The 22,205-nt window shown below is 45.4% G+C and carries 21 protein-coding genes and 2 pseudogenes; 14 read left to right on the top strand and 9 right to left on the bottom strand.

All coding sequences use genetic code 11. The features are described from left to right. Positions 1-234: 234 nt before the first annotated feature. Both MKY58_RS26810 and MKY58_RS26805 read right to left on the bottom strand, forming a co-directional pair. Positions 235-342 (bottom strand): annotated as a pseudogene (locus tag MKY58_RS26810) (transposase); the annotation flags it as partial. Between the two features lie 55 nt (positions 343-397). Continuing rightward, a complete protein-coding gene (locus tag MKY58_RS26805) occupies positions 398-784 on the bottom strand; it encodes a helix-turn-helix domain-containing protein (protein ID WP_339322783.1) in 387 nt (128 codons plus the stop codon). Positions 785-985: 201 nt separating this feature from the next. Here MKY58_RS26805 and MKY58_RS26800 point away from each other — a divergent pair, with 201 nt between their 5' ends. After that, positions 986-1,834 (top strand): N-acyl homoserine lactonase family protein, encoded by an 849-nt coding sequence (locus MKY58_RS26800; RefSeq protein ID WP_339322782.1) that lies wholly within the window; start codon positions 986-988, stop codon positions 1,832-1,834. Positions 1,835-2,392: 558 nt separating this feature from the next. Here MKY58_RS26800 and MKY58_RS26795 read toward each other — a convergent pair. From MKY58_RS26795 to MKY58_RS26785, 3 genes are all read right to left on the bottom strand, one after another. After that, positions 2,393-3,544 (bottom strand): hypothetical protein, encoded by a 1,152-nt coding sequence (locus tag MKY58_RS26795; protein ID WP_339322781.1) that lies wholly within the window; start codon positions 3,542-3,544, stop codon positions 2,393-2,395. Positions 3,545-3,647: 103 nt separating this feature from the next. After that, complete coding sequence (locus tag MKY58_RS26790) at positions 3,648-3,917, bottom strand: hypothetical protein (protein WP_339322780.1); 270 nt, start codon at positions 3,915-3,917, stop codon at positions 3,648-3,650. A 178-nt stretch (positions 3,918-4,095) separates the two neighbouring features. Then, complete coding sequence (locus MKY58_RS26785; protein WP_339322779.1) at positions 4,096-4,983, bottom strand: TetR/AcrR family transcriptional regulator; 888 nt, start codon at positions 4,981-4,983, stop codon at positions 4,096-4,098. Positions 4,984-5,108: 125 nt separating this feature from the next. Between MKY58_RS26785 and MKY58_RS26780 the strand changes: the two genes are divergently transcribed. Further along, complete coding sequence (locus MKY58_RS26780) at positions 5,109-5,687, top strand: hydrolase (protein ID WP_339322778.1); 579 nt, start codon at positions 5,109-5,111, stop codon at positions 5,685-5,687. A 24-nt stretch (positions 5,688-5,711) separates the two neighbouring features. After that, positions 5,712-7,181, top strand: a complete 1,470-nt coding sequence (locus tag MKY58_RS26775; RefSeq protein ID WP_339322777.1) for an MFS transporter — start codon at positions 5,712-5,714, stop codon at positions 7,179-7,181. Positions 7,182-7,281: 100 nt separating this feature from the next. Here the strand turns inward: MKY58_RS26775 and MKY58_RS26770 are convergent, their stop codons facing one another. Beyond that, positions 7,282-8,133, bottom strand: coding sequence for an aldo/keto reductase (locus tag MKY58_RS26770; RefSeq protein ID WP_339322776.1), 852 nt, complete (start codon positions 8,131-8,133; stop codon positions 7,282-7,284). A gap of 175 nt (positions 8,134-8,308) precedes the next feature. On the opposite strand from MKY58_RS26770, the gene MKY58_RS26765 reads away from it, so the two are divergent. After that, positions 8,309-8,758 carry a MerR family transcriptional regulator gene (locus MKY58_RS26765; protein WP_339322775.1) on the top strand — a complete coding sequence of 150 codons (450 nt, stop codon included), beginning with the start codon at positions 8,309-8,311 and terminating at the stop codon, positions 8,756-8,758. Between the two features lie 270 nt (positions 8,759-9,028). Here MKY58_RS26765 and MKY58_RS26760 read toward each other — a convergent pair whose 3' ends face one another. Beyond that, entirely contained in the window at positions 9,029-9,622 is a 594-nt protein-coding gene (locus tag MKY58_RS26760; RefSeq protein ID WP_339322774.1) for a TetR/AcrR family transcriptional regulator, read from the bottom strand. A gap of 187 nt (positions 9,623-9,809) precedes the next feature. Here MKY58_RS26760 and MKY58_RS26755 point away from each other — a divergent pair, with 187 nt between their 5' ends. Next, entirely contained in the window at positions 9,810-10,667 is an 858-nt protein-coding gene (locus tag MKY58_RS26755; RefSeq protein WP_339322773.1) for an SDR family oxidoreductase, read from the top strand. Between the two features lie 178 nt (positions 10,668-10,845). On the opposite strand, the gene MKY58_RS26750 is transcribed toward MKY58_RS26755, so the two are convergent. Then, a complete protein-coding gene (locus MKY58_RS26750) occupies positions 10,846-11,685 on the bottom strand; it encodes a helix-turn-helix transcriptional regulator (protein ID WP_339322772.1) in 840 nt (279 codons plus the stop codon). A 317-nt stretch (positions 11,686-12,002) separates the two neighbouring features. Here MKY58_RS26750 and MKY58_RS26745 point away from each other — a divergent pair, with 317 nt between their 5' ends. The 3 genes from MKY58_RS26745 (at position 12,003) to MKY58_RS26735 (ending at position 14,515) form a co-directional block, all read left to right on the top strand. After that, positions 12,003-12,656: an SDR family oxidoreductase gene (locus MKY58_RS26745; RefSeq protein WP_339322771.1), complete on the top strand. Its 654-nt coding sequence runs from the start codon at positions 12,003-12,005 to the stop codon at positions 12,654-12,656. Positions 12,657-13,128: 472 nt separating this feature from the next. Then, positions 13,129-13,698, top strand: a complete 570-nt coding sequence (locus tag MKY58_RS26740; protein ID WP_339322770.1) for a TetR/AcrR family transcriptional regulator — start codon at positions 13,129-13,131, stop codon at positions 13,696-13,698. Between the two features lie 130 nt (positions 13,699-13,828). Continuing rightward, on the top strand, positions 13,829-14,515 hold the full coding sequence (locus MKY58_RS26735) for an NAD(P)-binding domain-containing protein (protein WP_339322769.1): 687 nt from the start codon (positions 13,829-13,831) through the stop codon (positions 14,513-14,515). Positions 14,516-14,599: 84 nt separating this feature from the next. Here the strand turns inward: MKY58_RS26735 and MKY58_RS26730 are convergent, their stop codons facing one another. Beyond that, positions 14,600-14,743 carry a hypothetical protein gene (locus MKY58_RS26730; RefSeq protein WP_339322768.1) on the bottom strand — a complete coding sequence of 48 codons (144 nt, stop codon included), beginning with the start codon at positions 14,741-14,743 and terminating at the stop codon, positions 14,600-14,602. A 515-nt stretch (positions 14,744-15,258) separates the two neighbouring features. Here MKY58_RS26730 and MKY58_RS26725 point away from each other — a divergent pair. The 6 genes and pseudogenes from MKY58_RS26725 to MKY58_RS26700 all read left to right on the top strand — a co-directional run bounded on the left by MKY58_RS26725 (position 15,259) and on the right by MKY58_RS26700 (position 22,169). Further along, positions 15,259-15,846 (top strand): sigma-70 family RNA polymerase sigma factor, encoded by a 588-nt coding sequence (locus tag MKY58_RS26725; protein ID WP_339322767.1) that lies wholly within the window; start codon positions 15,259-15,261, stop codon positions 15,844-15,846. Next, positions 15,821-16,882 carry a hypothetical protein gene (locus MKY58_RS26720; RefSeq protein WP_339322766.1) on the top strand — a complete coding sequence of 354 codons (1,062 nt, stop codon included), beginning with the start codon at positions 15,821-15,823 and terminating at the stop codon, positions 16,880-16,882. Before MKY58_RS26725 ends, MKY58_RS26720 begins: the two co-directional genes overlap by 26 nt. A 134-nt stretch (positions 16,883-17,016) precedes the next feature. Beyond that, on the top strand, positions 17,017-18,090 hold the full coding sequence (locus MKY58_RS26715; protein WP_339322765.1) for a hypothetical protein: 1,074 nt from the start codon (positions 17,017-17,019) through the stop codon (positions 18,088-18,090). Positions 18,091-18,169: 79 nt separating this feature from the next. Continuing rightward, complete coding sequence (locus MKY58_RS26710) at positions 18,170-19,243, top strand: hypothetical protein (RefSeq protein ID WP_339322764.1); 1,074 nt, start codon at positions 18,170-18,172, stop codon at positions 19,241-19,243. Between the two features lie 176 nt (positions 19,244-19,419). Continuing rightward, a pseudogene (locus tag MKY58_RS26705) lies at positions 19,420-19,728 on the top strand (zinc-binding dehydrogenase); the annotation flags it as partial. A 317-nt stretch (positions 19,729-20,045) separates the two neighbouring features. Beyond that, positions 20,046-22,169 (top strand): 5'-nucleotidase C-terminal domain-containing protein, encoded by a 2,124-nt coding sequence (locus MKY58_RS26700; RefSeq protein WP_339322763.1) that lies wholly within the window; start codon positions 20,046-20,048, stop codon positions 22,167-22,169. Positions 22,170-22,205 lie beyond the last annotated feature (36 nt).

Below are 22,205 nucleotides of genomic sequence, written 5' to 3'. Positions count from 1 at the left end.
GCATTTAAGGGACGATCTTCATAAAGTAGATATTCTGGAGATCTCCAAGTAAGGCGAAGCTTCTCCTTGCGTTGCTGGTGTGCCTTTGTGTACGCCTTCTTCATCCCGTCAATCTTTCTCTCCATGCTCTCCTCATGAAGCTTGGACTGGAGCAGTTCCATCGTGAGTCCGTTGGGTCAGACAACTATCTTGGTGCCCAATACCGACGTATTGCAGCTCGCAAAGGAGGGCAACGCGTTTACCGGCGCTTTCGTTATGCCCAGGAACAAGTCCAATCCATGAGCAAAGGTGAGCAGCACTCGGAAATCGGGCACCTACATCCGTTCCGATTTCGGCAAGGATTTGTTCAGCGGTGCGACAAGTAAAAGCTTATATGGACCTTAACTTATTGAGATAGTTAATCATCACTGTAAGTTAGATCGAAGTTGACTCTTGCTTCCTCGACACGTACATAATTTTCTCTTCCCCATTGCCGTAGCTCTCTCATCGGCTGGAGTAAAGATTCCCCTAGAGGAGTGAGTGAATATTCAACCATTGGAGGAACCGATGGTGTGATATGACGTTGGACCAGTCCATCGCGTTTAAGCTTACGTAGGGTTTGAGTCAGCATTTTTTTGGAAATACCCTCGATTCTTCTCACCATTTCCCCGTAACGGATGCTTCCGTCTTCCATTGCGTAAATGATGAGCGCGGTCCATTTATTAGAGATAATATCAAGCACTTTACTGTAGCCACACACCGCAAGCGCGATGTTGGGGTGTTTTGGTTTGACCAAAGATGTCAAATGATTTCCCTCCTCTGCACCTTGAAGTTCCCAGGACACTTTAAAGTGCCTACTTATGTAGGTTTAGTTTATGCATTATTGTATGACTATATCAAGGGCAAAGCAAGCATTGAGCTTTACGCCAAAAGCGCCTGATTCATTACGAAGGTTGACATTTTGAACAGGATGATAACTAAATTAATCTAGTAGGAGGAAATGAACATGTCGAATATTATAAAGCCCCGCCCTAAACTGTATGTGATGGATAACGGCCGTATGAGCATGGACAAAAACTGGTTGATTAACATGCATAACCCAGCCACGGTTAGCAATCCTAACGCGGCGACGCAATTTGTGGAATTTCCGATTTATACGGTGTTGATTGACCATCCGGAGGGGAAGATTCTATTTGATACGGCTTGCAATCCGAATTCCATGGGCGTTGAAGGACGTTGGGCGGAATCCACCCAACAAGCGTCCCCTTGGGTGGCATATGAGGAATGTTTTCTGCATAACAGACTAGAGCAGCTCCGCGTAAGACCTGAGGACATCCGATACGTCATTGCCTCTCATTTGCATCTGGATCATGCGGGTTGCCTAGAGATGTTTACGAATGCTACGATAATCGTCCACGAAGATGAACTGAATGGCACACTGCAGAGTTATGCCCGTAATGAAAAAGAAGGGGCCTATGTTTGGGCAGACATCGATGCTTGGATCAAAAACCATTTACAATGGAAAACGGTCAAACGCAATGAAGATTATCTCGATCTGGCTGAAGGAATCAAAATTTTGAATTTTGGAAGCGGGCATGCTTGGGGTATGTTAGGCTTGCACATTGAAATGCCCGAAACAGGCGGGATCATCCTCGCTTCGGATACCGTTTATACGGCTGAGAGTTACGGCCCTCCAGTTAAACCACCGGGCATTATCTATGATTCAATCGGTTACCGGAACACAGTTGAGAGAATCCGTACGCTGGCTACCCGAACAAACTCCCAAGTGTGGTTCGGACATGATGACAATCAATTCAAACAATTTCGCAAATCAACCGAAGGATACTACGAATAAGAAGGCTATCGCATTATCAATCAATAGATCATCCCAAGGTTAAGCTAACGGATACGATAGTTGAATCATCAAGAGGGCTTTAGCGAGATCATTTGCCATTTCCCTGCATACGATCTTGGCACGCTCACATTCACTTCGATCCGGGAAGAGCTGATTCATGGTTTGATCGGTAGTGAGAATTTTGTGGAGAGTAGGAATGCGGCTGGGTGCAACAAATTTTCGCGCTTGTTGTTTTTGGGTCACATCTTACCGAATTCATCGTATAAGCAGTGGCACTTCTCAACCAACTTTTTCAGGTTCCGGCCCTTTGGTGATAATCTAAGGATGTTACTGTTCATGTTGATAATGCTTCCTCCCTTTTTCGTTCCTATTCTTTCTTTATTATATATGTCGGTTGGGGAGAGTGCATTTTGGAAGGTGTATGACGCTGGTAGGCTATGTTACCCGTCTTGATCGAGTCAGAAATTGGAAGGGAGGGGTGATCTCACCAAAACGAAAAAAAGAAAACCCGATTCCCAAATAGGAAGAATCGGATCTTCTCACCATGTCGGCTAGCGCCTACTTTTTCAACCACTCCAGCCATTTCGTGTTGACTTGTTCGAGGCTGCCAAACGTTTGAACAAAGGCCTTTTCCATCGTCGGCTGTGTGCTAGCCAGGAAACTGTTGAATTTGTCGCTACCGTAGGTTTCGTACAAGAATGCTGTAAACATGTAACCGCCGATATACTGTGTTTTCACGGAAATATTGTCTTTATAAATGATGATATGCTCCTGAGGCTTCTCAAGTATGATTGGCTTCCAGTGCATCTTGTCTTTCTTGAGATCGTCGGTACCTTTTGCCGCCAGGTATTCTGCTTGTCCTTCCTTGATCCACTGCATCTCTTCTCCACCGGTAAACCATCCTGTTTTATCTCCCCGGCGAATTGTTTCTTGTAAAAGAGTTTGCGGCGTGTGGAGGTATTCGTGCTTGAACAAATGGGTGAAGTAAGACGGGTCATCGTAGGTGTCTCCCGCGAGCGTACAGCACTTTTTCTGATAAGCGGACGGCGTCAGAACGTGAATCTCTGTCTTCAATACATTGTCAGTGCCATAGGTTTTATTATAGGCGTTCCCCTCATCAATATTATCGATCGCAACAGGATGCAAATAAATATAGATTGGATGAAGACCGTCGTTCAGAATGCTACCGATCTCTGGCACGAGAGATGCAAACTCTGTGGTTGCGACGTTGTAACCCTGTTCGAAATCGGCAGCGGCTTTTTCTACGTCCTTTTCATATTGCTTCGTGTATAGTAGCGTAAAATGCTTTGAATGATATTCCAACCAGCCTTCTGCCTTATTTTTGGTTGATTGTGCCTGGGCGAGAAGCTGCTTAAGAGTCGAGACCTGGCCTTGAAGCTTCTGAATTTGCGCTTTGTCCTGATCTTTCTTATAGCTATTGAACATGAAGGTGTTCGTCTTGGAGTCGAACGCATAATTTGCCTGGAAGACCGTTCCGATGGCTGGTGCGGCGATGTATGTAGTCCCGTTCTGGGCTATCGTTGCGGGAACCATTTTGTTTCCGACCTGTATCTTGCCCTTGTTTGTAGTCAGGGTAAACCCGTCCAGCCCGATCTTGAGAATGGGGTTCGTGGCTGCTGTAGCTACTCCGAACCCGAGCAGAAACACGCAGAGTAGTGAGACAATGACTTTGACTTTGGAAAGCTTCATTTTCTAGTATCCCCTCTATGTTTAATTTCGACATCGAACAATAATTCTCGACATGTCAGGAAAATCCTTCCGTCTGGTTGGGGGAATTCATAATTCATTGGGCTTATTCCTGCTGGTTCTCTGGAACTCCCTTCTTGGCTCCATAAGCGATTAGCGCAAGGACGACGACAATGATGACAGTCCAGATGTAATGGTGTTTGATAAAGCCGATTCCTAACTCTACAATGGCGAAACCGATCATGACGCAGATGCCGAAAACGACGATCATGCTGTTGAACCCGCCGAAGGTAATGCTGAACATCCGATTCAGCACGATAAATAGGACAATACCAACAATGAGGCCGAGAATGATTCCGAATGTGCTTACTTGCAACTCGACCCTATACTAGAAATTTGGTCTGCAAAAATGCTGTGTCATAAGTAGTCCTTATTTCTTCTCCTTTCGTAATGGTGGCCGTACCCACGCCAAGTAAAATGTCAAATTTGTGCGTCTCAGGTACTATTCGTACTATATCCTCATTATAAGAACTTATAAGTACCATTCCATCAGGCTAAATGCCCGAGAATATAATATTCCTTAACTGAACGACCAGACTTTTAAGTTCCTTCTCCCTCTCCAAATAGTACAGCGAGGCCTGTATTAACGAATGATTCGCTGTTTCCTTGTTAACCTCCGTCTGGATAAAACGGTAAAGCTCCCTTATTTCCGAACGATGTACGGCACCGGCCGGAATCGTGTTAATGGCTGTATCCATCTCCCGAAACAGTTCTGAAAGAATCTGCCCCTTCTCACTCTGGCGATCCTCGAATCCCCAGTTTAGATACCTCTCGAATGAAGCTTGGTTTAGCATAGGCTTAAGATCGGACGTCATCATATGCTTAACGAGCACATGGAGCTTGTCCAAGATGAACCTCGCCGTTTCCTCGAGTGATAACGACCTCTCCTCATATACAATCCAAAATAGATATTCCTTCAGAATCGCCCGATAGATGGCTACCAAATCCCATAGATACGGTTGGATTTCCTCGCCATATACATGCAGCAAGCACTCTCTATGCCATCGGATAAGCCGTCCCCTAACCTTGTGTCTGAGCGGCTGGAACTTGGGATCCTGTTGAATAGGGAGCTCAGTAAATTCGACCAGAATATGTTTGTATTCCATAAAGTAGCGGAATCGCAAAACGATCTGCTGAACAAACTGTTCTTCCGGCGATAGTCCGGGAAGGCGTGTTAGCTCATCGACTTGATCAAAATAGTTGTTATGACATTGATTAAATACCTCGCTAAAGAGATCCTCTTTGGAAGGAAAGTATTTATAGACCGATCCTTTGGAAATGCCGCAGTCATCGGCAATATCCTGTATCGTCGTCGAAAGAAACCCGCGTTCCTTAAAAAGCCTCGTTGCTGATTGAACTACCTCTTCCCTTGTCACAACCATAAAGATGATTCTCCCTCCTTGACATACTATGAATCATAGTACAAAATATGAAACATGAAGTCAAATGACCATTTGTTCACGTTTTTTAATCTGCAGTCAAATAAAATAATGAGGAGAATGTCGGTATGGAAAAATTACTTGATCCGAAAAAAACAGCGCTGGTTGTCATTGATCTGCAAAAGTGGTTAGGGAACCAATACGCCCCTTATTCCGCAGAGCAGGTGGTATCCAACGCCGCCGTCTTGGCAGATGTATTCCGTAAGCAAGGCTCTATGGTTGCCCTGGTCCGGGTATCCAGCAAAGACCTGAAGGATATCCCTAAACCGAAGCTGGATACCCCTGCACCTGCACTGAATCTGCCTGAGGGATGGGATGAGATCGTCCCGGAAATGCGGGTCGCCGATTCAGACCACATCATTACCAAGAAGCAGTGGGGAGCCTTTTACGGTACAGAGCTGGACCTGCAGCTGCGCCGCAGGGGAATCGACACCATCGTCTTATGCGGTATCGCAACCGGACTTGGTGTTGATACAACTGCGCGGGAAGCGTTTATGCGTGGCTATCAGCAGATTTTTGCGATTGATGCGATGACCGGATTTTCCCAAGCCGAGCATGATTACGTGAAGAACTATATTTTCCCGCGCATCGGGCGTATTCGTACCACACAAGAAATCATCTCTGCCCTTTCTGAAGCGGAATCCTAAGGCTATTGCAGGAGGTCGATCTCTATGAGCTCAAGGGGAAGACCCCAGAATGACCGGATGTACCCCTGGTATGTCCTATCCGTAACCAGTCTCGGTGCGTTTCTGGTTCTGATCAATATCGGAACGCTAAATGTCGCCTTGCCGGAAATAAACCGGTATTTTCATGCAGATGCAGCAAGCTCCAGCTGGATTTTACTTTCCTACATGCTGGTCAACACCATTCTGATTTTGGTCTTCGGTCAAATTTCGGATATCTTCGGAAGAAGAAGGATGTACTTAATAGGATTGGCCGTCTTTACCGTAGCGAGTCTGCTTCTTGGCTATTCCCCGAGCGCAGATGTACTCATTCTTCTCCGCATCATACAGGCTGCCGGAGGAGCTCTCGTGGTGACGAACACAACGCCGATGATAACCGATGCTTTTCCCAAATCGAAGCTTGGCACCGGTCTAGGCCTGAATATTTTGTCCGCTTCCATCGCGCAGGTGCTAGGCCCCGTCGCAGGTGGCCTGGTAACCACTGCTTGGGGCTGGAGGTGGGTATTCTGGTTCAATGTCCCCTTCGGGATCATCGCCTTCATCTGGGGCCTCCGGATTCTAAAGGAGAAGCCGCTAACAGAGCCTCGTACCCAAGTCGATCGATATGGGGGTATCTTGGTCTTTATCGCTTTAGCTGGTTTAATTATTGCTCTATCCAAGGGGGGAGAGTTGGGCTGGGGAGACAAGCAAGTGATTGGAGGTTTTGCTGTATTCGCGATCGTAACCCCTATATTTTTATGGTATGAGCATCGATCAGCTTCACCTTTGCTGGATATAAGCCTTTTTCAAAATTGGATGTTCGGTATGGCGAATATCGCCACCTTCTTTCATTCCTTTGCTCGCACGGCTGTTGCCCTGCTTTTCGCGCTGTACTACCAATTTGCCTTCCATCAAAACGCACTTGATGCCGGTCTAAGGATTCTTCCAATTACGATAGGAATGTTGATTATATCCCCCATTGCCGGCTTGTTAACCAAGAGAATCGCCCTTCGACTCCTATCCTCGCTTGGAATACTCCTATCGATAGCAGGGCTTCTGATGCTCTTATTCGTAATCGGGGGGAATTTCCCTTACGGGGCCACCGCATGCGGGATGCTGTTAATCGGGATCGGGACTGGCTTATTTCTTACGCCCAATACGATGGAGATCATGTCGTCCGTTCCTGAGAACAGCCGAGGGATGGCCAATGGGCTGCGGTCCATGCTCTATAACTTGGGCCAGGTGCTGAGTACGGCCCTTTCTTTAACCATTGTCAGTGCGGCCCTACCGGCCCATATGAAGAACGTGCTGTACTCCGGAAAAAACGCTGTGATTTCGAACGTTGATTTTGCTTTCATCCTTCACGGCTATCACTGGGTCATCATTGCATTGCTATGGACTTCCCTATTGGCCCTTGCAGCATCGTGGTTTCGTCCTCATCCGAAAAACAGAGCCTACGAGGGCTTTGGTAGAGTATAAAAAAACGGTAGAATCTTATAGTGTAAAAGTACAGGGCATCAGCCCTGTACTTTCTTAATAGATGGAGATATACGCGTAATGAATTTGTGTTTCAGCGAGGTTACAGTTCGACTCTCCAGCTGCCCATCATCTTGGCGACTTCTGGGTCGCGGTACGATAAGAAGAGACTTTCCCGCGTATCGATTGTGGAAATTTGTTCCATGTCATCCGCGCTCAACTCAAAGTCGAAAATATCGAAGTTTTCTACGATCCGCTCTTTGCGTACCGATTTTGGAATGACAACGACTTCGCGCTGAACAAGCCAGCGCAACACGACTTGGGCGACGGACTTGTTGTGTTTAACAGCAATCGAGGTCAGCAGTTTGTTGCCGAACATGTTGCCCCGTCCTTCAGCGAACGGCGCCCACGACTGGTGTTGAACTCCCTGCTCTTTCATAAAATCGGTGGTCTCCGTCTGCTGATAGAACGGATGCGTTTCAATCTGGTTGACGGCGGGCACGATTTCATTATGCACGATGAGGTCCATCAGACGGTCGGGCAGGAAGTTGCTGACTCCGATTGCCCTAATTTTGCCTTCACTGTACAGCTCTTCCATTGCACGCCAAGCACCGTAGTAATCGCCGAACGGCTGATGTATAAGGTACAGATCGAGATAGTCGAGTTGCAGCTTCTTCAAGGATTTAGCAAACGCCAGCTTGGCACTCTCGTAGCCGGCATCCTGAACCCAAAGTTTGGTCGTGATAAAAAGCTCCTCTCGCGGTACGCCGCTGCGCTTAATCGCGCGTCCGACCGCTTCCTCGTTCAGATAACCGGCGGCGGTGTCGATCAGGCGGTAACCGGTCGTTAGTGCTTCATATACTGCACGCTCGCATTCCTCGGCATCAGGAACCTGGTAGACCCCGAAGCCGATGATCGGCATTTTCACTCCGTTGTTCAACGTTACGGTTTGCATTGTAATTCCTCCTATTGTTCAAATAAATAACAGCAAACGGCAGCGAATCCCGTGGGGACGGTACTACAGAGCGGAGATTCCGTTTATAACCAATTTGCGTTACAATCAGCTTAGAACCTTCGTGTTACACGAAGTCAAGCTGTCTTTAAAAATTGTTTTTCTAGGAGGATTCTACATGCATACGGTTAAAGACGCCGCCCAGATAACAGGACTCACCGAGCACGCCGTGCGCTTTTACACAGATAAAGGTTTGGTGCCGAGTGTACAGCGCAATGAGAATAATATCCGGATGTTCGATGAAGAATCGATCAACTGGCTGCATGGCGTCAAATGCCTCAAGCAATCCGGGATGCCCATTGAACTCATAAAAAAGTACATCGATTTATGCCTCGAAGGGGATTCGACCATTCCTCAGCGCTACAAACTCATGATGGAGCATAAAGAGGCAGCGCTTGCTAAGCTCGAAGAAGCTAAACTGCACGTTGCCCATTTGGAGGAAAAAACAACCCTATATCAGGACATTCTAGAGCACCGCTCTCCAGATACGACGAATCCCGGCAACTGGGACAGAATTCTTCATATGCATAGTGACGTATTTTATTCGCCATCTGTTCGTAAAGCATGAGGGATATATAATGAGTGACGGAGTAGAAAGCATATGTATAACGGACAGGTGCCCATCTGAACCGATTGAAATGAAGATGTATGACAGACCGTTGTCATATTATAAAGAACAGCGGAAGGGAACCCCCTTAGTATTTTTCGCCGATAGCCCCGTTAAGCTGAACCGTATCATAAATAACGGCAACTTTTTTCCGGAAGGTGCTTAAACGGATTAGGCTTTCTAGGTGTGACTACGCAGATCGCAGGAGATTGCGGTCATTCACGTTCAAGTTCATTCGGATGCTTGCTCCCAAAAAGCGCCTACATTATTCGATACAACCTCGATAACCTCTTCCACCATCGACTCCAGCGTGCGGGCTTGAATCTCCCTGCTCCACTGCAGGGCCGACCCGAATATGCCCCAACTGACCACAAGAGCCGTAGCTTCCAGCTTTTCTTGCGGGCCGCTCTGTTTAGGCCCCGATTTTAACCATCGGAGCAGAAGACGATACAATTCCTTTTGCATGGCGTTCTCCAGCAGCGGCTCAAATTGCTTGTCTCCCGGCGTGAGGTACTGTCGAAATCGTATTAGAAATTGAAAGACGGTCTGAACAAGGATATATAGATTGTCCGGACTGAAGGCAGCATCATCCGGCAGTCTTTTTTTGAGAATGAGCTGATACTTCTCCGTCATCCAATAAGCAAGAAAAGCGAATTTGTCATCAAAATGGGCATAGAAAGTTGCGCGGTTGACGGCTGCTCGATTCGCAATATCTTGAACAGAAATGGAATAGAGGTTTTTCTTTTCGTCGAGCAGATCGTTAAAGGCTTGTATAAACAATTGGCGGGTTCTCTTCACCCGGGGGTTGCTGGGATTTACCGGCATGCTAAACCACCTTTTCTTCGGATTTCAAAAACAAACAAAACTGCGATTGTGTCGGGAACGCAACAAAACCGGCCTTTTGCTGATTGTTGACCGGGCTCCAACCCTTTATCTTTTGGTTATGCGATATATGCTTACACAAAATCGTATCGTAAGCAAATTTTTTACAGAAGGGGAAGGGTGAGATAACATGCTTATTGTTACTGGAGCGAATGGAAAGTTAGGCAGGGGCGTGGTCGAGGAACTGCTTAAACGCATCCCGGCTGAGCAGATTGGTGTCAGTGTTCGGGATGTGAGCCAGGCGCAGGATTTAAAGGAGCGCGGCGTGCGTGTTCGTCATGGCGATTTCGCTAACGCGGAGAGCTTGCTGAATGCTTTTGAAGACGCGTCGCAGGTTCTCCTTGTTTCAACGGGTATTTTGGGAGATGCGGGGATCCGTCAGCACCAAACCGCGATTGACGCAGCAAAGGAATCTGGCGCCACCCGGGTGCTGTACACGAGTCATATGGGTTCTTCTTCGACGTCGTATTTTCCGCCTATGGCTCACCATGCAGCGACAGAGGATTTGCTTAAAGAGTCGGGTATGCGCCATACGTCTCTTCGCAACGGTTTTTACGCCTCCTCATTGGTTGGATTAATAGGCGACGCCGTCAAAACGGGCGAGTTGATTGTTCCCGAGGACGGTCCGATTGCCTGGACAACGCACTCGGATTTGGCCCAAGCTACTGCAATGATCTTAACCGAAAAGAACTGGGATGGCCCATCTCCGAATCTTACGGCCACTGAAGCGATTGACATGGAAGGGGTTGCGGCGATGGTATCGGATATTGTCGGTCGTCCTATCTATCGAAAGGTCGTCACTGACGAAGAATATCGGGCGTATCTGACTGCCCAAGGTTTTCCGGAAGTGCGCATTGCAATCACCTTGGGTTTATTCCGTGCCAGCCGTAACGGGGACTTCGCGCAAACGAGTAACGCTTTAGCTGACCTGATCGGGCGACCTCCGATGACGCTAAGAGACTTTTTAAAAGAGTCTTTGCCTCAATAGACGCGCTGTGAATGTGTGAATGCTGTTTCCGGTTTATTCGTGTAATGTAAGGGCCATCCCGCAAAGGGATGGCCTTAAAACTTGCCGTTACTGACAATTCCACTGAATCATACAAGCAACTGGAGGGAGCTAGCCACAGCACGTCTATTCTATTAACGGGAGTAACAGTCTACGGGAGCTACCTGTCCTGCTCCAGTAAACGCAATAATCTCTCCTCCGTGCCAGAACCGGGAACCGGAACAAAGAAACACCAGTGCAGTCCAGGGTCGTTATCAATGACAGCCGCCGAATGGAGCACGAACTCCATCTCCTGTGCGTCAGGAAGACGAAATAATGCGGTGGCTTGGCGCTTTTGCTTGACTTCATATAGCTCCCAAAAATGCACGAATTCTTCGCTTTCCCGTCTCAAGCGTTCGAACCGTTCCATATACAACGGGTTGTTCTTGTAAAGGTCGAAGCTTGCCCGCAGAACCGCTACGGAATAACGGGCAAAACCTTCCCAATTCAGCAGTCTTGTACGGTAATCCGGCTTTAAAAACATAATGTTCATCATATTCCGTTCGTAGTCCGGCAGACTGCCGAAATCGGCTACGATCAGTTCTGCTGCCCGATTCCAGGCGATAACATCCGTACCTTCGTCCGTGATAAAAGAAGGATAATAAAGTTGATCTACGATTTTCTGCAAAACCCCCGCATCCGGCCCTCCGTTATTCGGCACTGTAACGACACTCGCCGCGTCTATATTGGCCAGATCGAACAGATGCTTCTGCTCATCCTCGTCAAGCTGAAGCGCTTTGCTGATACTTAGCAGCACTTCCGGCGAAGGATTCACCTCCTTGCCTTGTTCCAGCCAGGTATAGTAAGTCACGCTTATATGGGCAAGAAAAGAGACTTCCTCTCTTCGAAGTCCCGGCGTGCGTCTCCGTCCGGGCAGCGGCTCGATCCCGGCCTCCGAAGGCTGCAACCGTTCTCTGCGCGATTTAAGGAATTCACCCAATGCGGATGAGGAACGATTCATTTTCAACTAGGTCACCTCTATTCGCTCATATGGAAGATATATATCGCGGTGAACCAAATAGACCAAAATCACTTCATACACGATTATTATAATCTCTGTCAAGTGTCCGTTACCACAAAAGAGAACCATAACCGAGGCTGTTAGTCTTGCTAATAGTATAAACATGATGTGGTTAACCTCCTCCTATCGACGGTACGATTAAGATAATTTACATCAGAGCAGTGCTATCAATAGGAGGTTTTGTATCTTGAACAAGTATGCATATCGAAACAAGGTGGCTGTAGTCACCGGTGCTTCATCAGGAATCGGGAAAGCGTATGCCAAAGAACTGGCGGCACGAGGCTGTCACGTCCCTGGCGGCGCGCTCCAAGGACAAACTGGATGCAATGGCAGGGGAAATCAACCGCCAGTACGGGGTGCAGGCTTATGCAATGGCTTGCGATTTGTCCAAAGCGAATGCCCCTCGTCAACTGGCCGAACAAATATCCGAACGGGGCTTATCGGTCGATATTCTCATCAACAACGCAGGCGTTGGCACGTATGGCCGTTTCGAGGAAATAAACCCGGAGCGCGAGCAGGAAGAGATTATGCTGAACACGGCTGCGTTAGTCGATCTTACGCATCGGTTGCTGCCTGATATGCTGAGGCGAGAGGACGGAGTCATCGTTAACGTGGCTTCGATGGCCGCGTTCATGCCTTGTGCTTATTCTACAGTATACGGGGCTACCAAAGCATTTGTATTGTCCTTCTCTGAGGCGCTATGGGCAGAAACGCGTGGGCGAGGCGTTCGCGTGCTTGCATTGTACCCGGGTGCAACCGAGACGGGTTTTTTCGATGCGGTCGGCAGCGAGGATATGGGAGCGGGTCAAAAGCTCTCGACCCCGGAGAAGGTTGTACAGGCCGGATTTCGCGGAATCGACCAGGGACGCAGCTACATCATCGATGGCCGTAACAACTACCTTATGGCTTAAATGATCCGATTTTTTAGCAGGCGCAGGGTAGCCTTGATCATGGAACGCATGTCAAAGCCCAAAAGGCATTTATAGTTAGTTTAAAAAGGGCCATCCCGCAAGGGATGGCCCTAAAACTTGCCGTTACAGACAGCGCGGTGTACCGTATCATAAGTGACGGCGAAAAATTTGGGTTCTTTACTGCCGTCCTCACGGTTCAGCCCGACGTTGCCGAGGTCGCGGACGTTGTGAGTGCCCCGGCTCGACGCAGGGACTTAGTTTCAGATTATGTGAAACTGTGATGACCATTTTACAATTAAACGGGAGCTGAATCGCCAAATTATCAAGATCTCATAAGGAGAAACATATGAAGGCATTTTGTGCGATGAAAAATCTCCATTCATTGTAGTAAAAAGAAAGGGGTGGTACTATAGAACTGCCTCATTAAAAGGCGGAGTTTTCTCATTTTTATAGATAGGTCAGGTGGTTATAAATGAACAAAACCTATAAATCGGCTCGTCAAAAAATTTTGGACGTAGCTTCTGAGTTATTTTATAACGAGGGAATCCGTGCCGTAGGTGTTGATAAAATTGTGGAAGTATCCGGAGTGAGCAAAGGTACGTTATATCGTCATTTTCCTTCAAAAGATGATCTGATTATCGCTTACCTAGAAGAACAAAATGAAAGTTCGTGGGTTCTATTTGAAGATGCCATCTCTGTCTACGAGGGGGCGCCACGTATGCAAATATTAGCGATAGTGGAAAGTGTTAAGACATCGTTGACCGAACCTAGAAATCGTGGTTGTGTTTTTTTGAATGCCCAAGCCGAATTTTCAAGCGAGCATCCTATCCAAAATCTTGTTCAAGAGCGTATCCATAAGTTAAGGAATCTCCTACAGCGTCTCACAAAAGAAGCCGGGGCTACAGACGATACATTGGCTGACCAGCTTCTGCTGCTCATTAATGGCGCTTTATCCACAGCACCGATTATGGGAGCAGACATTGCAGGAGAACAATTAAAAAAAGCATCGGTCAGCCTAATCGATCTGCACCTTAACCAATAGTTGTGCAGCGTCTGCCCATTCTCTCTTCTTTCTTGACATTGGACAAAGCTATACTTTAAAATGAACAGAACTGTTCTGTTCTGTTTAGGACAGCGTTTCCATATTAAATTTGAATTGGAGGAGTATAGGCATGAATATTGGAATTATTGGAGCTGGCGTCCTCGGATCAACATTGGCCAAACAGTTTGTTGCTTTGGGTTATCAGGTTAACATCTCAAATTCACGCGGACCGGACACATTGGCAGATGTTGCAGTCCTCACCGGAGCGAGTCCGGTGACTATTGAAGAAGCAGTTCGTGGAGCCGATCTTATTATTCTTGCAATCCCTTTCATCAAAATTGCTTCACTTCCTCGCGGAGTGTTCGATCTTAGGCAGGATAAAGCTATTATTATTGATGCAAGCAATTATGTTGTACAACGGGATGGAAGAATTGAACAGCTCCTTGATGGCAGCATTAAAACGGAAAGCCGTTGGGTGGAGCAGCATATCGGCGCCCCAGTCGTCAAAGCGTTCAACCACATCGTGGCTCAGAGTATTATTGATCTAGCAAAACCGGAAGGCGTTGAGAATCGAATTGCGCTGTCGGTTTTTGCAGACGATCCTGCGTCCAAAGCGGTTGTGATGAAGCTTATCGATACACTCGGATTCGATCCTGTCGATGGGGGTACCATTGACGATTCATGGCGTGTCCAGATTGGAACCCCCACTACTGGCGTGAATTTGAACGCTATAGAGCTGAAGAAGGCAATTTCAGAAGCCACCGTTGAGCAAAATAACAATTACCGCACCGCGGCTCTTGAAAGCTCGCAATCATAACAAGAAATTGATATTCCCATGAAAATCCTTTCAATCGCATAGCACGATGCTTTTTCAGTTTCGTGTACTTCACAATCAACTGTCTTAAGCCTTGAATGGCGAATCCGGATATTCGGCGATGATTGTCTGATTTTCATTTAATTCTGCCACATCATCGACCGGATTTCCGGAATTGAAGACATACCCAAGTCTCCATTCGTTATCCTTATGCTTCAGTTTCATTTCCAACACATAGTCCCCGTGTTCACTGTACGCTTCCGTACCCGAAATGCCCCGTTGCGCGAAGCTACAGTCTCCCCCGGTCAAAGGAACTGGCGGTAGCTGCAAATGTTATTTTTTCGTTTTCTGGCATGCCAATTCGCTTACAAAACAATGCATTTGGTTCGCTAATTCCGCATTCCCCCATTCGAATAGATCTCCTGTTCTTCCCGTAATGCAATGCGTATATTTTTCAATCGCCCTCCGTCTGTTCATCGGGGACCTGCTCGATCAGTCCGTCTGCAAGCAGGCCGTGAATAAGTGGATAAAGCAGCCCCTCTAGGAGTACTGAACAATTTGCCGGCTTCGTACGTTACAATTGGAAAACAAGGATTTCCTATTGTTTTATACCCGTAAATATTCATTTTCTTGTTCATCATTTCAAGATCGAGCCGATGATGTTACCAAGTATTATTTTTGATGCTGCTGTCACAAAATGAGCTGCATTGGTGTATTAAGAGTGTAGCCAGGAGGGGGGATGATTTTTGGATAGACAGCAAAGAGAGTATAAATCAAACTCAGAAGAAATTGAGATGCTGATTGAAAGAACTAAGCTTGGTGATAAGGAAGCTTTCGCGTCAATTATAAGAAAATTTGAAAAACCAATGTATATCTATTGTTACCATATGCTCAAAAGCAAGGAAGAAGCCGAGGATGCTCTACAAGAAATATTTATTAGAGTGTATGAACAGATACATAAGTATCGTCCAAATATGACTTTCTCGGCATGGCTGTACAAAATTGCCTACAATTACAGTCTGAATCAAATCAGGGGCAAAAAAAGGTGGCTTCGTTTTATAGATCGTTATAGATATGATCAGCCAGAGGCTTCGACTGAGCAAATCGACAGTCAAACGACACTGAAGGAAATTCTAAATTTACTGACGACGGAAGAGAGACATATATTGGTTCTCCGGGCGATTCATCGATATCACTTTAACGAGATTAGTGAAATGATGAATATGAAACCAGCAACTGTGCGCAAAAAGTATGAACGTCTTCGCAAAAAACTGCAGACGAAGGAAGTTAATGAAGGAGGAACAGCGAATGCGTCGATCACCAAATCCATCTAAAACCGTAAGTATTCACCAGGTGGAGCAAATGATTCGAGATACGGAGACGCCGGAGCACAGCATGAGTCAACAGATTATAGAAAAGCTTGAATCAAAAAGCGTGCCACCCCAAAAGCCAGTCTTCACAAGAAGAGCGGGAGTCATCGCCGTGGCATTGGTTGCTTTTTGCGTGTTTCTAACTCCTGTCATGGCTCAAACCATAGAGCGGCTATCCTTGCTTGAATATATCAACCCTTTTGTCAAAGAAGTGAAAAAAAATCCAAATCAGAAGGTGGATACTCTTTATGCGCAGGGTTTGGATGGGAATAAGCATTTCCATACAGGGATGATTCGCTTTGATGATATTGAGGACCAAGAATTTAAAAGCCAGCTGCAAAGGGTTTGGAATGAGATTTTTCCCCAGGGAGAAGGAATTAATGAAGTGATCGTGTACGAATATCGTGCGAACACATTTCATATAGAGGCGCGCAACGAAAACAGATCGATCGAATTTGACCAAGGTAACTGGTTTTATGCGAAACAAACGATTGGAGAGAACCAGGTTCCAGAGGCCGCAAAAGATGCAGCGGATCAAGCTTTTCATAAAGTCGGGGATTTTAAACAAAGTAAACGGTCAGTAAGTCAAATGATCTTAAGACCCAATCAAAACCCGGTGTATAAGTTCGTGTACGAAACAAACAAGGGTTCTATCCTCATTGATGTACAAAAAGATACCAATCAGATCACAAGGGTATTAGCTTTTCCGTTGTCGGATCATCTTTATAAATTGGACGATAAAAATAAATATCAAGATCTAGTTGAGAAAACAAAAGCAATTGAGCTGGATAAGATTCGTGAGGAAACCGTGAAACAGGCTAAAGCATGGATGAATTTGGACTTAACGGATTATAACGTATCCAAGCTTGAATCACGGTTTGATACATTAACTTTCACAAAAGCGGGTTCCCCAGCCGCAACTGCGCTGTTCACCTCTAAAGGAACGGTCTATTGTATTGAAATCGAGCTACAGGAGTTATCCGAAAAAGGAACGGACTAATCAAGGAAATGCAGGGATTAGGCTCAATTAGGGAGAGGGGGTGATGACTACTGCTTCTATAGATTTATTTCAACGTAACTGAAGCATTCCATTAAAAAGCTGTGGGTAAAAAAATTATAAAGGAGTTTATTCGTATGAACAAAAAAATAATTTTTCCTATCATCGGAGCAACCTTATTATCAGGAAGTCTGCTTGGATATGATACACCGATTCAAGCTAATTCGCATAACAACGAGTATATACGCATTGAACAAGATGCTAAATCTGAGCAAACGCTTATGCAAAAGGCCCAGGATAAGCTTAAAGAATTGACAGGAAATACGTATAAGTTGATTCAAGGAACTGCTGCAAATGAATCTATCCATTTAAAAAGAGAGAACTTCAAGGACGATATCATCGCTTATAAAGCTAACGGAAAGCCCGAAACGATCAGCATTAAAATCAATTATGAAGATTTAAACGGTGGGAAATATCAAACCAAACTGAAGGAAATGTGGGAAGCTTTGTTCCCAGGGGAAGAACCGAAGTATGTGAATATATCAGAGTCAATCTACTATACGGGTACAATCTCATCGAATGCTATGCAAAATAAGCAAATTTATATGCAAGAGAATGGCGAGGCTTATGGCGTAAATTATGCTCCTGACGATGCCCCGGCAAGCGTGCAGAAAGAGGCTGATCTGGTTCTGCCCAAGCTTACCGATGGAAAGGTGAAGCAGGGTGCTAAGTTGGATCGTATGTATGTCCGTGATGGCAAACCCAATGTGTATCAATATAAGTATAAATCAAAAACGATGAACGTGACCTTTGCCATTGAAGAACAAACACTGCAACTGCTCCAAGCAGACGTAAATCATACCGATGGTAAAGGGGTAGACAGTTATGAAGAATTCCAGAAAAGAGAAAAAGAAAAAAGTGAAAAGATTAAGAAGTTGACGGTAGACACTTTGATGAAGAACGCAGTGAAAGACGCAAAAACGATGCTAAACCTGGATTTGAAAGGGTATAAAGCAGCAAGAGGAGCGAATGAATGGGATGAAGATTATATGACGTTCACAAAAGAAGGGGCTCCTTCAGTTACTGCTAGATTTAATAAAGACGGATCGTTTAGCAGCTTTACCATTGATAAGTATAATCAGACAATCGATTTTTACGGAATGACTATCGTGGGTCCGCCAAATGAAGAACTCAAGTTGCTAATTGACTGATATGCATGGAAAAGCAGCTTGGAGATGCACTTATATTTCGGTATAACCATGAGGTAGCCAAAGAAAGGAATTCATCGATATGAACAAAAAGATAATTTTCCCTATGCTCGGGGTCGCGTTATTATCAGGAAGTTTGCTGGGGTGCCAAACACCTGTTCAGGCAGAATCGCCTAACAAAGTAAATACCAATGCTTCACAGAATGTTAAGGCGGATCAGAAGCTTATGCAGCAGGCTCAGGATAAACTGAAAGAGCTAACAGGAAATACCTATAAGTTAATTCAGGGAACAGTCATGAAAGATCTTGTGAGTTTTAAAAGAGAGAATTTCAAATATGATGTTATTACTTATAAAAAGAATGGAAAGCTTGAAAGCATCAATATTAACGTCAACTATGAAGATTTAAATGGCGGAAAATATCAGACTGAGCTGGGGAAAACGTGGGAAGCTTTGTTCCCAGGGGAAGCACCAAAGTATGTAAGTATCTCAGAGTCAAACTACAGTGTGGGTACGATCTCATCGAATGCCAAGCAAAATAAACAAGTTTATATGGAAGAGAATGGCGAGGTGCACGGCGTAAATTATGCCCCTGACAACGCCCCGGCAAGCGTGGAGAAGACGGCTGCTCAGGTATTATCCAAGCTTACCAATGGAAAGGTCAAGCAGGGGGCTAAGTTGGATCGTGTGTTTGTCCGTGATGGCAAACCGAATGTGTATCAATATAAGTATAAATCCAAAACGATGAATGCGAGCTTTGCCATTGAAGAACAAACGCTGGAACTGCTTCAAGCAGGCGTATATCATAGTGATGGTAAAAGCATAGATAATTACAAAGAATTCCAAAATAAAGAAAAAGAAAAAGATGCAAAGATCAAGAAGCTGACATTGGATACATTAATGAAAAATGCAGTGAGAGATGCAAAAACGATGCTAAATCTGGATTTGAAAGGATATAAGGGAGCAAGAGGAACAAATGCATGGGACAAGGATCAAATGACGTTCACCAAAAAAGGGGCTCCCACAGTCATTGCCACAGTGGATGCAGACGGATCGTTTAACGACTTTATAGTAGAGAAGTATGGTCAGCATCTCAGTTTCGGCGGAAACACGATTGTAGGGCCTGCAAATGAGGAACCGAAAGTATTAATCAACTAATTCTAAATGTGGAAATCTTTTCGCTGAACCGTATCCTAAGTAAGGAGAAATTTCTGATATTTGCTGCTTGCCAGGTGTAGGGAAATGCGAAACGGAGAAGGGGCTGATTTGTCAGTCCCTCTTTTATTTCTTTTTCTCCAACTTCGCTATTAATCTAATTCTTGCTCATAGGACCTTTTAATCAAGCCATTCAATCAACCAAAATCCGCGGCACTATGATGGTTGTCAGCTTCTTCACTCAAAATATCCAATTTAGCGTTCCTTCTTCTCTGCTTTTTACCGGCGTAAAATTAATGGGATCTGTGGGATACAGTAATGAAACTTACAATGAGGTCATTGAATTACTTGCTAATGGAAGCTTACCCGCACAATCCATTATTACAAGTAAAATTGATCTCGATAATATCGCCGAACAAGGTTTTGAAGCGTTAATTCATGATAAATCTCAAGCAAAAATTCTAGTTAGATTAAGCGGCGCATATTAATAAATGAATTGTGCTCAGTCTAAGAAAAGGCACCCATGCGGCACCCATTCGGGTGCCTTTTTAATTTCGCTCTATAGATGTTACGGGGAACCATACCGCAAGTAACGGCGAAAAAATGGGTTGAGTGGGACAACCCCCTCCTTTAGAGTAGATCGAAACCTCAAGCACTACCTTTGTTGTAGAGCCAGATATACGTACTTTTCTTCTCTACCAATCTCCCAAACTTTTTACATAGATTTTAAATACTTTACGATTTTTATGACTTGATTTATGTTAAAGTATTTCAGAACAGAATTTGGAGAGGGGTTTTTTAACTTATGTTATGGAAAAAAGTTCTGGGTAAAAGCACCATTCGTGTGGCTACTACTGCTCTATTGCTTTCCCAACTGTTTGGCGCGGCAGGTTCTGTCTCGGCTGCAGGCAACGATGTCGAAGTCCACTTGATCGGTATCAATGACCTGCACGGTCAGTTAGATACCACATCGATGGTTGGCGATAAAAAGGCAGGAACTGCTCCAATTCTAGCAACATATCTAAAAGAAGCTCAAGCCAAATATAAAAACTCCCTGCTTTTCCATAATGGAGACTCTGTCGGCGCGTCCGCTCCAATTTCATCCCTGGATCGTGATGAGCCCACGATGGAATGGATGAATATGATGGGCTTTGATGTAGGTTCTTTGGGCAATCATGAATTCGACCAAGGTATCGCTGCATTAAAAGCACAAATCTTTGGCGGCCTTGATCCTAAAGAAGGCAAGGTAACCCATGCCGGAGCAAAATTTGATTATGTCAATGCAAACGTCGTTGAAACCTCCACGGGCAAACCATTGATCAAGCCATATGTGATTAAAGAAGTAGGCGGAGTTAAAATCGGATTTATCGGATTAGTGACAAAAGCGACGCCTTCTAAGGTATCCCCATCGGGCACAGCAGGCGTGCGTTTCTTAAGCGCAGAAGAAGAAGTTGAAGCCGTTAATAAATATGCAAAAGAATTGCAAGGTCAAGGCGTAGAAACGATCATCGTCCTGGCGCATGATCCAGCAACAACCAAAGAAGGCGTAACCACTGGAGAAGCGGCTGATTTGGCCAAAGCTTTGCCTGCCGATTCCCCTGTCGATGTGATCGTTGCAGGTGACAATCATGCTTTGGCTAACGGTGAAGTGAATGGAAAATTGATCGTACAGGCTTATTCTTATGGAACGGCATTTGAAGATATTAAGTTGATGATTGACCCTGCGACGGGGGATGTAACGGAAAAATCAGCTACAGTTACAACGACTTATCAAGACGGCGTCAAAGCAGACCCTGAATCTTTAGCTATTATTAAAAAATCATTAGACAAGCATCCTGAGCTGACGAAGCCGGTAGGTACAACAGATGGTTCTGTGACTCGTACAGATGCTTATAATAACGAAGCGCCTCTTGGAAACCTCATTGCAGATGCAATGCGTCAAGCAGACTTTGGTGATAAAGCAAGCGCTGCTGACTTTGCATTTATGAATCCAGGCGGGATTCGTGCGGATCTGCCGCAAGGCGATGTAACCTTTGCTGATCTTGCTAAAATCCAACCTTTTGGCAATACTTTAGTGAAGCTAGAGCTGACCGGTAAACAAATTCAAACCTTGTTGCAGCAACAATGGGGTACAAACGCTGACGGTACACCAAACACCAAAACACTGCAAATCTCTGGCTTGAAGTATACAGCAGATTTCAATAAGCCGGTCGCAGAACGTGTGACTAGTCTGACTCTTGAAGATGGTACACCGATTGATCCTCAAAAAACGTATACGGCTGTAGTGAACAACTTTATGGCAGCAGGCGGAGATAACTACAAAGTGCTGGTGGATGCTAAATCATCCTTAGCAGGTCCGATCGATCTGGATGTATTCTATCAGTACATCGTGGATACGTTTAAAGGCGGTAAGATTGAGGCTAAAAAAGAAGGACGTATCACGAACCTGGCTGCATCTACCGAACAACCGGAAACACCAGTAACCACAGAAGCTATTTCCCGTGCTGAATTTGTACGTGCGCTGGTAGACATGTTGAAACTAAACGAAGTAGCCACAGCACCTGCATTTAAGGATGTTGCTGCTAACGCTGCCTATGCAGATGCTATTGCTGAAGCTGCTCATGCCGGATTTATTCAAGGCTACGGCGGCAACTTCAATCCGGATCGGGATATCACTCGTGAAGAAGCGGCTACCATTCTTGCTAGATTGTTGAACAATCCGGTTTCTGATAAAGACGCTGCTGCGATCCTTGCAGGTTTCGAAGATGGCAAAACCGTTTCTGCCTATGCGGTTAAATCTATGGCAAAACTGATTGATAAAGGTATTCTAAGTGCAGCGGAGAAAAAATTGCTTCAACCTAAACAAACTTTGTCTACTGACGATGCAAAAGCTTTAATTCAAAAAGCAGTGGCGGCAAAAGCTTCATAATGTAGAACTTATTCAAACCTTATATTACGTCAGAAA

It is taken from the genome of Paenibacillus sp. FSL W8-0194 (genome assembly GCF_037969745.1).
GTDB classification, from domain to species: domain Bacteria; phylum Bacillota; class Bacilli; order Paenibacillales; family Paenibacillaceae; genus Paenibacillus_AQ; species Paenibacillus_AQ cookii.
Note: the sequence above shows the minus strand (reverse complement) of the source record. Positions and strands in the feature narration are given on the sequence as shown.

What these genes read in the sequence shown, in the direction of transcription:
- MKY58_RS26745 (WP_339322771.1), top strand. Translation starts at nt 12,003, where the DNA reads ATGCCAAAGAACTGGCGGCACGAGGCTGTCACGTCCCTGGCGGCGCGC.
- MKY58_RS26780 (WP_339322778.1), top strand. Translation starts at nt 5,109, where the DNA reads ATGGAAAAATTACTTGATCCGAAAAAAACAGCGCTGGTTGTCATTGAT.
- MKY58_RS26700 (WP_339322763.1), top strand. Translation starts at nt 20,046, where the DNA reads ATGTTATGGAAAAAAGTTCTGGGTAAAAGCACCATTCGTGTGGCTACT.
- MKY58_RS26795 (WP_339322781.1), bottom strand. Translation starts at nt 3,544, where the DNA reads ATGAAGCTTTCCAAAGTCAAAGTCATTGTCTCACTACTCTGCGTGTTT.
- MKY58_RS26755 (WP_339322773.1), top strand. Translation starts at nt 9,810, where the DNA reads ATGCTTATTGTTACTGGAGCGAATGGAAAGTTAGGCAGGGGCGTGGTC.
- MKY58_RS26760 (WP_339322774.1), bottom strand. Translation starts at nt 9,622, where the DNA reads ATGCCGGTAAATCCCAGCAACCCCCGGGTGAAGAGAACCCGCCAATTG.
- MKY58_RS26740 (WP_339322770.1), top strand. Translation starts at nt 13,129, where the DNA reads ATGAACAAAACCTATAAATCGGCTCGTCAAAAAATTTTGGACGTAGCT.
- MKY58_RS26800 (WP_339322782.1), top strand. Translation starts at nt 986, where the DNA reads ATGTCGAATATTATAAAGCCCCGCCCTAAACTGTATGTGATGGATAAC.
- MKY58_RS26765 (WP_339322775.1), top strand. Translation starts at nt 8,309, where the DNA reads ATGCATACGGTTAAAGACGCCGCCCAGATAACAGGACTCACCGAGCAC.
- MKY58_RS26710 (WP_339322764.1), top strand. Translation starts at nt 18,170, where the DNA reads ATGAACAAAAAGATAATTTTCCCTATGCTCGGGGTCGCGTTATTATCA.
- MKY58_RS26770 (WP_339322776.1), bottom strand. Translation starts at nt 8,133, where the DNA reads ATGCAAACCGTAACGTTGAACAACGGAGTGAAAATGCCGATCATCGGC.
- MKY58_RS26775 (WP_339322777.1), top strand. Translation starts at nt 5,712, where the DNA reads ATGAGCTCAAGGGGAAGACCCCAGAATGACCGGATGTACCCCTGGTAT.
- MKY58_RS26735 (WP_339322769.1), top strand. Translation starts at nt 13,829, where the DNA reads ATGAATATTGGAATTATTGGAGCTGGCGTCCTCGGATCAACATTGGCC.
- MKY58_RS26720 (WP_339322766.1), top strand. Translation starts at nt 15,821, where the DNA reads ATGCGTCGATCACCAAATCCATCTAAAACCGTAAGTATTCACCAGGTG.
- MKY58_RS26715 (WP_339322765.1), top strand. Translation starts at nt 17,017, where the DNA reads ATGAACAAAAAAATAATTTTTCCTATCATCGGAGCAACCTTATTATCA.
- MKY58_RS26785 (WP_339322779.1), bottom strand. Translation starts at nt 4,983, where the DNA reads ATGGTTGTGACAAGGGAAGAGGTAGTTCAATCAGCAACGAGGCTTTTT.
- MKY58_RS26750 (WP_339322772.1), bottom strand. Translation starts at nt 11,685, where the DNA reads ATGAATCGTTCCTCATCCGCATTGGGTGAATTCCTTAAATCGCGCAGA.